The 10,111-nt window shown below is 57.7% G+C and carries 6 protein-coding genes and 2 rRNA genes (1 of these 8 only partly in view); 7 read left to right on the top strand and 1 reads right to left on the bottom strand.

Annotated elements, in window-relative coordinates:
* The 7 genes from OSC50_RS15175 to OSC50_RS15145 form a co-directional block, all read left to right on the top strand.
* Nucleotides 1-1,771 (top strand): 23S ribosomal RNA (locus tag OSC50_RS15175); it begins 1,121 nt to the left of the window's first position.
* Between the two features lie 151 nt (nucleotides 1,772-1,922).
* Nucleotides 1,923-2,038: ribosomal RNA gene (rrf, locus tag OSC50_RS15170) — 5S ribosomal RNA — on the top strand.
* A 332-nt stretch (nucleotides 2,039-2,370) separates the two neighbouring features.
* The gene (gene mrdA / locus OSC50_RS15165) at nucleotides 2,371-4,263 is read left to right on the top strand and encodes a penicillin-binding protein 2 (RefSeq protein WP_266249707.1); all 1,893 of its coding nucleotides are present in this window, start codon (nucleotides 2,371-2,373) and stop codon (nucleotides 4,261-4,263) included.
* 270 nt (nucleotides 4,264-4,533) lie between these two features.
* Nucleotides 4,534-4,989 carry an SRPBCC family protein gene (locus OSC50_RS15160; protein WP_181081348.1) on the top strand — a complete coding sequence of 152 codons (456 nt, stop codon included), beginning with the start codon at nucleotides 4,534-4,536 and terminating at the stop codon, nucleotides 4,987-4,989.
* Nucleotides 4,990-5,214: 225 nt separating this feature from the next.
* Nucleotides 5,215-7,572 carry a DNA polymerase II gene (locus OSC50_RS15155; protein ID WP_266248726.1) on the top strand — a complete coding sequence of 786 codons (2,358 nt, stop codon included), beginning with the start codon at nucleotides 5,215-5,217 and terminating at the stop codon, nucleotides 7,570-7,572.
* 71 nt (nucleotides 7,573-7,643) lie between these two features.
* Entirely contained in the window at nucleotides 7,644-8,276 is a 633-nt protein-coding gene (locus OSC50_RS15150) for a glutathione S-transferase (protein ID WP_266248728.1), read from the top strand.
* Nucleotides 8,277-8,440: 164 nt separating this feature from the next.
* Nucleotides 8,441-9,022 carry a DUF4174 domain-containing protein gene (locus OSC50_RS15145; RefSeq protein ID WP_181081351.1) on the top strand — a complete coding sequence of 194 codons (582 nt, stop codon included), beginning with the start codon at nucleotides 8,441-8,443 and terminating at the stop codon, nucleotides 9,020-9,022.
* Between the two features lie 40 nt (nucleotides 9,023-9,062).
* Here the strand turns inward: OSC50_RS15145 and OSC50_RS15140 are convergent, their stop codons facing one another.
* Nucleotides 9,063-10,091, bottom strand: coding sequence for an acyltransferase family protein (locus OSC50_RS15140; RefSeq protein WP_266248731.1), 1,029 nt, complete (start codon nucleotides 10,089-10,091; stop codon nucleotides 9,063-9,065).
* Between the last annotated feature and the right edge of the window lie 20 nt (nucleotides 10,092-10,111).

Here is a 10,111-nt window from a genome sequence, read left to right as displayed (position 1 = left end):
GTAACGGGGCTCAAACCATACACCGAAGCTACGGGTATCACGTAAGTGATGCGGTAGAGGAGCGTTCTGTAAGCCTGTGAAGGTGAGTTGAGAAGCTTGCTGGAGGTATCAGAAGTGCGAATGCTGACATGAGTAACGACAATGGGTGTGAAAAACACCCACGCCGAAAGACCAAGGTTTCCTGCGCAACGTTAATCGACGCAGGGTTAGTCGGTCCCTAAGGCGAGGCTGAAAAGCGTAGTCGATGGAAAACAGGTTAATATTCCTGTACTTCTGGTTATTGCGATGGAGGGACGGAGAAGGCTAGGCCAGCTTGGCGTTGGTTGTCCAAGTTTAAGGTGGTAGGCTGAGATCTTAGGTAAATCCGGGATCTTAAGGCCGAGAGCTGATGACGAGTCATCTTTTAGATGACGAAGTGGTTGATGCCATGCTTCCAAGAAAAGCTTCTAAGCTTCAGGTAACCAGGAACCGTACCCCAAACCGACACAGGTGGTTGGGTAGAGAATACCAAGGCGCTTGAGAGAACTCGGGTGAAGGAACTAGGCAAAATGGCACCGTAACTTCGGGAGAAGGTGCGCCGGTGAGGGTGAAGGACTTGCTCCGTAAGCTCATGCCGGTCGAAGATACCAGGCCGCTGCGACTGTTTATTAAAAACACAGCACTCTGCAAACACGAAAGTGGACGTATAGGGTGTGACGCCTGCCCGGTGCCGGAAGGTTAATTGATGGGGTTAGCTAACGCGAAGCTCTTGATCGAAGCCCCGGTAAACGGCGGCCGTAACTATAACGGTCCTAAGGTAGCGAAATTCCTTGTCGGGTAAGTTCCGACCTGCACGAATGGCGTAACGATGGCGGCGCTGTCTCCACCCGAGACTCAGTGAAATTGAAATCGCTGTGAAGATGCAGTGTATCCGCGGCTAGACGGAAAGACCCCGTGAACCTTTACTATAGCTTTGCACTGGACTTTGAATTTGCTTGTGTAGGATAGGTGGGAGGCTTTGAAGCGTGGACGCCAGTCTGCGTGGAGCCATCCTTGAAATACCACCCTGGCAACTTTGAGGTTCTAACTCAGGTCCGTTATCCGGATCGAGGACAGTGTATGGTGGGTAGTTTGACTGGGGCGGTCTCCTCCTAAAGAGTAACGGAGGAGTACGAAGGTGCGCTCAGACCGGTCGGAAATCGGTCGTAGAGTATAAAGGCAAAAGCGCGCTTGACTGCGAGACAGACACGTCGAGCAGGTACGAAAGTAGGTCTTAGTGATCCGGTGGTTCTGTATGGAAGGGCCATCGCTCAACGGATAAAAGGTACTCCGGGGATAACAGGCTGATACCGCCCAAGAGTTCATATCGACGGCGGTGTTTGGCACCTCGATGTCGGCTCATCACATCCTGGGGCTGAAGCCGGTCCCAAGGGTATGGCTGTTCGCCATTTAAAGTGGTACGCGAGCTGGGTTTAGAACGTCGTGAGACAGTTCGGTCCCTATCTGCCGTGGACGTTTGAGATTTGAGAGGGGCTGCTCCTACGACGAGAGGACCGGAGTGGACGAACCTCTGGTGTTCCGGTTGTCACGCCAGTGGCATTGCCGGGTAGCTATGTTCGGAATAGATAACCGCTGAAAGCATCTAAGCGGGAAACTAGCCTCAAGATGAGATCTCACTGGAACCTTGAGTTCCCTGAAGGGCCGTCGAAGACTACGACGTTGATAGGTTGGGTGTGTAAGCGCTGTGAGGCGTTGAGCTAACCAATACTAATTGCCCGTGAGGCTTGACCATATAACACCCAAGCAATTTGAGTCGAAAGGCCAGATTGCGGTGTGTGAAGACGCAATGAACCGAAAGTTCGACGCTCACAAAACACCGACAGCTGTCACATACCCAATTTGCTGAAGCGAGGCCATCTGGCCGCGACTCAGTACCCGAATTTCTTGACGACCATAGAGCATTGGAACCACCTGATCCCATCCCGAACTCAGCAGTGAAACGATGCATCGCCGATGGTAGTGTGGGGTTTCCCCATGTGAGAGTAGGTCATCGTCAAGATTAAATTCCGAAACCCCAATTGCGAGAGCAGTTGGGGTTTTGTTTTGGGCGCTCGAAAAGCGCCACGGGCGTCAGCGCGAGTACTGTTATCAGCCATTGCGCCTGCACACGCCTCGTCATTGCTGCGGCTTTACCGCTGTGGTCGACGTACGGTTCTCGGTCACGGCGATACACTGGTTTTCTCGTCTGATGAATAGGCACCGCCGAGTACCGTTGAAGAAATCGATGCAAAGTGTTTCTGCATTTTTGGTATGGTGCAGCACATTTTCACAGGGATTGATCTTTATCCGCAGGACGCGGCGTCGACCTTCTTCAAACGAGATGCTGTAGAAATGCCTGAACCCATACCTATCAAAGACCATGAAAAAGAGAATCGACTGGTCAACAAGCGCCTGCTCGCCTGCGCAGTGTTGGTCATGGGTATCACCTGCGCTCTGGTAGGGCGCATGTACTTCCTGCAAGTGGTGCAGTTCGACTACCACTCCACGATCTCTGAAAATAACCGTGTCCATGTGCTGCCCATCACTCCGACGCGTGGGTTGATTTACGACCGAAACGGCGTAGTGCTTGCCGATAACCGGCCCAGTTACAACCTGACCATTACTCGCGAGCGCACCACTGACCTCAAGAGTGAACTCGATGCCATCGTCAATTTGTTGCATCTACCCACTGAAGACCGTGCGTTGTTCGATAAGGCGCTCAAACAGGCGCGCCATCCTTTTGTCCCGGTGACACTGTTTTACGAGCTCACAGAAGAACAGATTGCCGTTCTGGCAGTGAATGAGTTCCGCTTGCCTGGGGTCGACGTCGAGCCACAGTTCGTCCGGCATTACCCCCTGGGGCCGCACTTTGCTCATTCCATTGGTTATGTAGGACGGATCAATGAGAAGGAGTCCAAAGCACTCGACTCGGTGGAATACCGCGGCACGCAGTCGATCGGCAAAACCGGGATCGAGCGCTTCTACGAGTCCGAACTCCATGGCCATGTAGGCTATGAAGAAGTCGAGACCAACGCTCAGGGCCGGGTGCTTCGCGTACTCAAACACACCGACCCGATCCCTGGAAAAAATATCGTCCTGAGCCTCGACGTCAAACTTCAGGAAGCAGCAGAGCAAGCCTTGGGTGATCGCCGAGGTTCGGTGGTTGCGCTGGACCCGCAAACGGGCGAAGTGCTGGCCATGGTCAGCAAGCCCAGTTTCGACCCGAACCTCTTCGTCACCGGCATCAGTTTCAAGGAATACGCTGCACTGCACGACTCCATTGACCGACCGCTGTTCAATCGTGTCCTGAGAGGCCTGTATGCGCCCGGCTCGACCATCAAACCCGAGGTGGCCATCGCCGGTCTGGACAGCGGGGTCGTCACCGCTCAAACGCGCGTGTTTGACCCTGGGTACTACCAACTGCCCGATTTTGACCATAAGTACCGCAACTGGAACCATAGTGGTGATGGCTGGGTTGATATGGATGCCGCCATCATGCGCTCCAACGACACCTACTTTTACGATCTGGCCCATAAGCTGGGCATCGACCGCTTGCATGACTATTTGGCCGAATTCGGCCTGGGGCAGAAAGTATCTCTGGATATGTTCGAAGAGTCAGCCGGTCTGATGCCGTCCCAGGCCTGGAAACGCGCCACTCGACGCCAACCATGGTTCCCGGGTGAAACCGTGATCCTCGGCATCGGCCAGGGCTATATGCAAGTCACTCCGCTGCAACTCGCCCAGGCAACTGCCTTGATCGCCAACAAAGGTGTGTGGAATCGCCCGCACCTGGCCAAAACCATCAACGGTGTACCGCCGGTAGACGAAAACCCCATGCCCAACATCGTTCTCAAGAATCCGCGCGACTGGGAACAGGTCAACCATGGGATGCAACTGGTCATGCACGACCCACGCGGCATTGCGCGCGCGGCTGCGCAAGGCGCGCAGTATCGTATTGCTGGCAAGAGTGGTACTGCGCAAGTGGTGGCGATCAAGCAGGGCGAGCGCTACAACCGCGAGAAGACGCTTGAACGCCACCGTGATAACGCCTTGTTTGTAGGTTTTGCCCCGGCCGAACATCCGAAAATCGTCATTTCGGTCATGATCGAAAACGGTGAGGCCGGTGGTCGCGTTGCAGGCCCTGTGGTGCGGCAGATCATGGACGCTTGGTTGCTCGATCAGGAAGGGCACCTCAAGCCGCAATATGCGACACCGACAAAGGCCCCTGGAGATCCACGCGTCTGACTCATGCTTGCCATGTTTCCAATCTCTACGTCCTCATAGGCGAGCCATGGCCAGATGTGCGAAGTGGGCCTTACGCCTGGATCGTCGCTCCACCTTCAGATGTGACTTTTCAGGCTCCGCACTCGATAACGAATCCCCTTACAAAAGCAACTTCCATTCGGTGCGTCAGTCATATCGTAGAGTCAGGTAATGGACGGGTCATCATCATTGCTTACAACTTGAGGTTGCGCATTGTTTGATGTCGCCTAGGGTCAATGGAGGAGGTGACTTATGCACGTATTAGATCGCATAGAGCGAAAAATCCTGCTCAATGCTTCACGTAAAAAAGTATGGGACGCGCTGACGAACGCCGAGCAATTCGGCAAATGGTTCGGTGTCGCCCTCGAAGGCAAAACCTTCGTCGAAGGTCAGATCATCGAAGCACCTATCACCTATCCCGGTTATGAACACGTGGTCTGGAAGGCCAGCATCGAGAAAATCCTGCCACAAACGTTGTTCGCGTTCAGGTGGCATCCCTTCGCCGTGGATAAAAATGTCGACTACGACAAGGAAACTCCGACCCTGGTGGAATTCACCATCGAGGACCATGCGCCGGGGATTCTGCTGCGTGTAGTCGAGTCCGGCTTCAATGCCGTACCTGAGGCGCGCCGGCAGAAGGCGTTCAAAATGAACTCCCGTGGCTGGGACGAGCAAATGGGCAATATCGAAAACTACCTCAAAAAATGACGCCGGCCATCGAGCCAACTACTCAAGCGTCTGACTAGGCAACCGTGAGCTATTGCCGGAATGATCACGACGGTCAACTGCGTTTAACAATGCGGGAACACCGAGTGGATGCGGCTTTAAGACGAGGTCAGGTATAAAACCTGCTCGTCATGAGCATTACTTCACGCCCTGAGCCCTGTGCCGCGTAGAATCACCAGCTAAAAGCGATTCCTGAGGTGCGGCACGGTGGAGTTACAGCAGGGTTTTGTCCTGACCCGGCATTGGCGTGATACCCCGGCGGGCACGGAGGTCAGCTTCTGGCTGGCCACTGATCAGGGGCCACGGTTTATTCGCCTACCCGTGCAAACCTCGGTGATGTTTATCCCCGAGGCGCATCGCAAACCGCTGGATTGGCTGCTCAAGGGCGAGCGCGATATCGAATTGCGACCACTGCAACTGTGTGATTTCCATCATCGCCCCGTCCTCGGACTGTATACCCGCCAGCATCGCCAATTGATGGACCTGGAAAAACGCCTGCGGGCCGCAGGTGTCGATGTGTACGAAGGCGATGTACGCCCGCCGGAACGCTACATGATGGAACGTTTCATTACCGCGCCCGTCTGGTTCGGCGGTACGCCGGACGGCACAGGCGCTCTGTCGGACGCGCAGATGAAACCCGCGCCGGACTATCGTCCGCCACTCAAGCTGGTGTCCCTGGACATCGAGACCACCGCCCAGGGCGACCTGTATTCCATCGCACTCCAGGGGTGTGGAGAGCGCCAGGTATACATGCTCGGGCCGCCCAACAAAAACGATGCGGTGGACTTCAAACTCGACTATTGCGACAGCCGCGCCCAATTGCTCGAGCGTCTTAATGAATGGCTGGCAACCTTCGACCCCGACGCCATCATCGGTTGGAACGTGGTGCAGTTCGATTTGCGGGTGCTCCATGAGCACGCCCAGCGCCTCAATGTGCCATTGCTGCTCGGGCGCGGTGACGAGGCCATGAGTTGGCGCGAGCACGGCAGCCGCAACCATTACTTCGCGGCGGCGGCGGGACGCTTGATCATCGACGGGATCGAGGCGTTGCGGTCGGCGACCTGGAGTTTCGAGTCCTTCAGCCTGGAAAACGTTGCGCAAACCCTGCTCGGCGAAGGCAAGGACATCTCCACCCCGTACCAACGCATGGACGAAATCAACCGCATGTTCGCCGAGGACAAGCCTGCCCTGGCACGCTACAACCTCAAGGACTGCGAACTGGTCACACGGATTTTCGAGAAGACCGAGCTGCTCAAGTTCCTGCTGGAGCGCGCCAGTGTCACCGGCTTGCCGGCTGACCGTAACGGCGGTTCCGTCGCCGCGTTCACTCACCTCTACATGCCGCTGATGCACCGCCAGGGCTTCGTTGCGCCGAATCTGGGCGACAAACCGCCCCAGGCCAGCCCCGGCGGATTCGTCATGGACTCTCGCCCCGGTCTTTACGAGTCGGTGCTGGTCCTGGATTACAAAAGTCTCTACCCATCGATCATCCGCAGTTTCCTGATCGACCCCGTGGGCCTGATCGAAGGCCTCAAACACCCCGACGACAGTGATTCGGTCGAAGGCTTTCGCGGTGCACGGTTTTCCCGCACACGTCATTGCCTGCCGTCGATCGTCGCGCGCGTGTCCGAGGGGCGTGAAGTGGCCAAGCGCGAACACAATGCACCGCTGTCCCAGGCGCTCAAAATCATCATGAACGCCTTCTACGGGGTGCTCGGCTCCAGTGGCTGCCGGTTCTTCGACACCCGCCTGGCCTCATCGATCACCCTGCGTGGTCACCAAATCATGCGCCAGACCCGCCAGTTGGTTGAGGCCCAGGGTTATGAGGTGATCTACGGCGACACCGACTCCACCTTTGTCTGGCTCGGCCGCGCGCACTCACAGGAGGACGCCAGTCGCATCGGCCAGGCGCTGGTCAGGCACGTCAACGATTGGTGGCGCGCGCACTTGAGCGCCGAGTTCGGCCTGCAGAGCGCCCTGGAGCTGCAATATGAAACCCACTTCACGCGTTTCCTCATGCCGACCATTCGCGGCGCCGAGGAGGGCAGCAAGAAGCGTTACGCCGGCCTGGTCGTGCACGGCGACGGCCGCGAAGACATGGTTTACAAGGGGCTCGAAACCGTGCGCAGCGACTGGTCGCCGCTGGCCCGAAAGTTCCAGCAGGAGCTTTACCGGCGCATATTTCATCGTCAGCCGCACCAGGCGTATATCCGCGATTACGTGCAACGAACCTTGAGCGGCGAATTCGATGAGCTGCTGATCTATCGCAAGCGCCTGCGACGCCGGCTGGACGATTACGAGCGCAATGTGCCGCCCCACGTGCGTGCCGCGCGCCTGGCGGACGAGTACAACGACCGCCTGGGCCGCCCGCGCCAGTACCAGCGCGGTGGCTGGATCAGTTACGTGATCAGCGTCAACGGGCCTGAACCGCTGGAGGTGCGTCGGGCGCCCATCGACTACGATCACTACGTCACCCGCCAATTACAGCCGGTGGCCGATGCGATTCTGCCCTTTGTGAATGACGACTTCAGCACGTTGGTCGGCGGGCAGATGGGACTGTTCTAAAGCGCTTGCACTGAGCGGTCGCATGTCTGCACGCTTGGCCTTCTTCGACGCGCAATCAAGGAGAATTCCCGATGTACACGCTCTACGGCACCGACGAGTCCGGCTCATGCATGATCGAAATTGCCCTGCAGCGTTGCGCAGTGCCGTGGCATCGGGTGGACGCCAGCTCCTGGCACGAAGGTGAGGGCAGCGATGCCTTGGCGCGCATCAACCCCCTCAAGCAGATCCCCACGCTGGTCACGCCGGACGGCCAGGTGTTAACGGAAAGCGCAGCCATTCTGATCCACCTGGGCCTGGCATTTCCCGATGCGCACCTGCTGAGTGGCGACCGCGCGCAGATCATCCGCGGCCTGGTGTACATCGCGGCCAATTGCTACTCGGCGATTGGCATCATCGACTACCCGCACCGTTGGTTGGGCGACGCGCCGGACGCAGTGCAGGCGCAACTGGTCAGCGGCACACGGCGTCACCTGCATCAGGCCTGGGTGATATTTGCCGAGCAGTTCGCCGAGCAGTTGTTTGCCGACAACGGTGAGCCGAATGCGCTGGGCCTCATGGCGGCGACGGTGTCGCGCTGGGACGCGGCGCGAGAGGCGCTGAGCGCCCTGGCGCCAGGCTTTGCACAAACGCTGGCGCGCGTGGATGCCGACCCCGTCGTGGCCCCCGTGTTTGCCCGGCATTGGCCGCAGTGGAAGGAGTCGTAATGTTTCTGTAATCAAGCGAAACAATCGTCGTGACCCTCCTCAACCCCTTGCATCGCGGACGTCCTGACCTACGCTTTCTCAAAGTGCTGTAGGAATCATCCTTGAATTTGACGGTCGCAGACATGAAACTCAAGAACCCTGCATGGAATTCAAAGGAGGTGCGCATGCTCATCCGGTCGCTGACCCTGGCTACCTTGATGGCGTTTACGGGGCCGCTGTTGGCGGCTGACGATATCAACCCGCTCAAACAGGACCTAGGCAAGGCCCGCCCGCTGGTGGTGGTAGAGCTTGATTCCGGCAACGATACGTTGGCCAAGCTCAAGAAGGCGCTGGACGAGCCGGCCACCAAGCAGTCCTTTGAAGAACGCAGCATGGTGTTCTACACCGTCAAGTTCGGCAGCATCGGCGCCGAAGGCGAGAAGTTCGCCAAAGACCCTAAAGACAACAAAAAACTCACCCCGCCGGAAACCAACGCCTTGATCCGCGCCCTCAAACTTGGCGCCGGCAGCGGTACCAAAGTGATCCTGGTCGGCAAGGACGGCGACAAGAAGCTCGAGAAGACCGTCCCACCGGATACCCTCGACCTCAAGGAATTCTTCAGCGCCATCGACCAGATGCCCATGGCCGAAAAGGAAGCCGCGGCGGCACCTGAGCCGCAACCAGCGGCACCTGCCCCGACGCCGGCCAAGGGCGCCAAGCCTGCCAAGCACGGTAGCAAGCCAACTGCGCAGCCATTGGACGATTAACCTCGCAAGGAGCGAGCACGCTCGCTCCCCACACCTATTCCTAGCGCCTGCGCACCGGAAACGGAAAATAGAAAAACCGCAGGGCCGCCACCCGCTTGATCACTTCCCCGATCAGCAATGGCACCACCACGGCCACCACAAATCCGATGCACGCCGCGGCAAAGTCATGCAGCCCGAGGCGCACCAGCAGGTCCACTGTCTTGTGCTGGATCTCGCCATGGAAGATCAACAGGATCAAGGTGGACTGGCCAATGTAGGTCATCACCCGCGTCAACAGTAGCGACGCCATGATCACCTTCGCAAGTGCCCAGCACAGATACACGCCGATCACCGCCAGCAGGCTGGTCCACAGCCAGTGATCGTAGCGACGCTGCGCCAGGTCCATGGTGGCATGGCTGTAGAGGAACACCGCGGCGAACAGCACCACCGACACCAGCAGTGTCAGCCAGGAACCGCCGTGGGTCCGCAGCCAATCGCGAAGTAGGTAACCATAAACAAAACACGCACTGCTGATCGGCGTGATGTCCAGGCTGAACGGCAGGCCGGGCAGCACCCAGGTGTGCTCGCCGATCGTGACCGGCAGTTGCCAGAACCAGGGCAGCATCCAGATGCCCAGCAGCAGCGGGACGATCATTACGGTGCAGCTCAGCGCCAGCGACAGGCGCTGGATCAGCCGCAGCAGCACCCAGCTGAACACAATCGCTACCCAGAAGTGCGGCAGGAACCATAGCGCCTGCCACGGTATGGTGCCCACCGTGGCATACAACACGCCACCGATGTCCGGCAGCAAAGGTTGGCCGCGCAGCACATCGCGCACGATCACATACACCAGCATGGTGAAAAAAAATGGTTTGAGCAGGCCGTCCGCCTTGCGCACCGCCATTTCCATAAACGGCTGTTCCGGTTTGAAAAACACCCCGGACAGGAAGAAAAACAACGGCAGCACAAACGATGCCAGGATCGGATACAACACGTCCGGCGATGTGGCGACGAACCAGCTGTGGGCATACACGATCACCAGGATGCCGATGCCTTTGGCGATGTCCATTTGAATCCAGCGATGTTTCACCTCAGTGCTCCCGTTCGATG

Source organism: Pseudomonas quebecensis (genome assembly GCF_026410085.1).
GTDB classification, from domain to species: domain Bacteria; phylum Pseudomonadota; class Gammaproteobacteria; order Pseudomonadales; family Pseudomonadaceae; genus Aquipseudomonas; species Aquipseudomonas quebecensis.
Note: the sequence above shows the minus strand (reverse complement) of the source record. Positions and strands in the feature narration are given on the sequence as shown.

Bases quoted from the DNA above. Each gene is read 5' to 3' on its own strand.
- OSC50_RS15145 (WP_181081351.1), top strand. From the start codon at position 8,441: ATGCTCATCCGGTCGCTGACCCTGGCTACCTTGATGGCGTTTACGGGG.
- OSC50_RS15160 (WP_181081348.1), top strand. From the start codon at position 4,534: ATGCACGTATTAGATCGCATAGAGCGAAAAATCCTGCTCAATGCTTCA.
- OSC50_RS15150 (WP_266248728.1), top strand. From the start codon at position 7,644: ATGTACACGCTCTACGGCACCGACGAGTCCGGCTCATGCATGATCGAA.
- mrdA (WP_266249707.1), top strand. From the start codon at position 2,371: ATGCCTGAACCCATACCTATCAAAGACCATGAAAAAGAGAATCGACTG.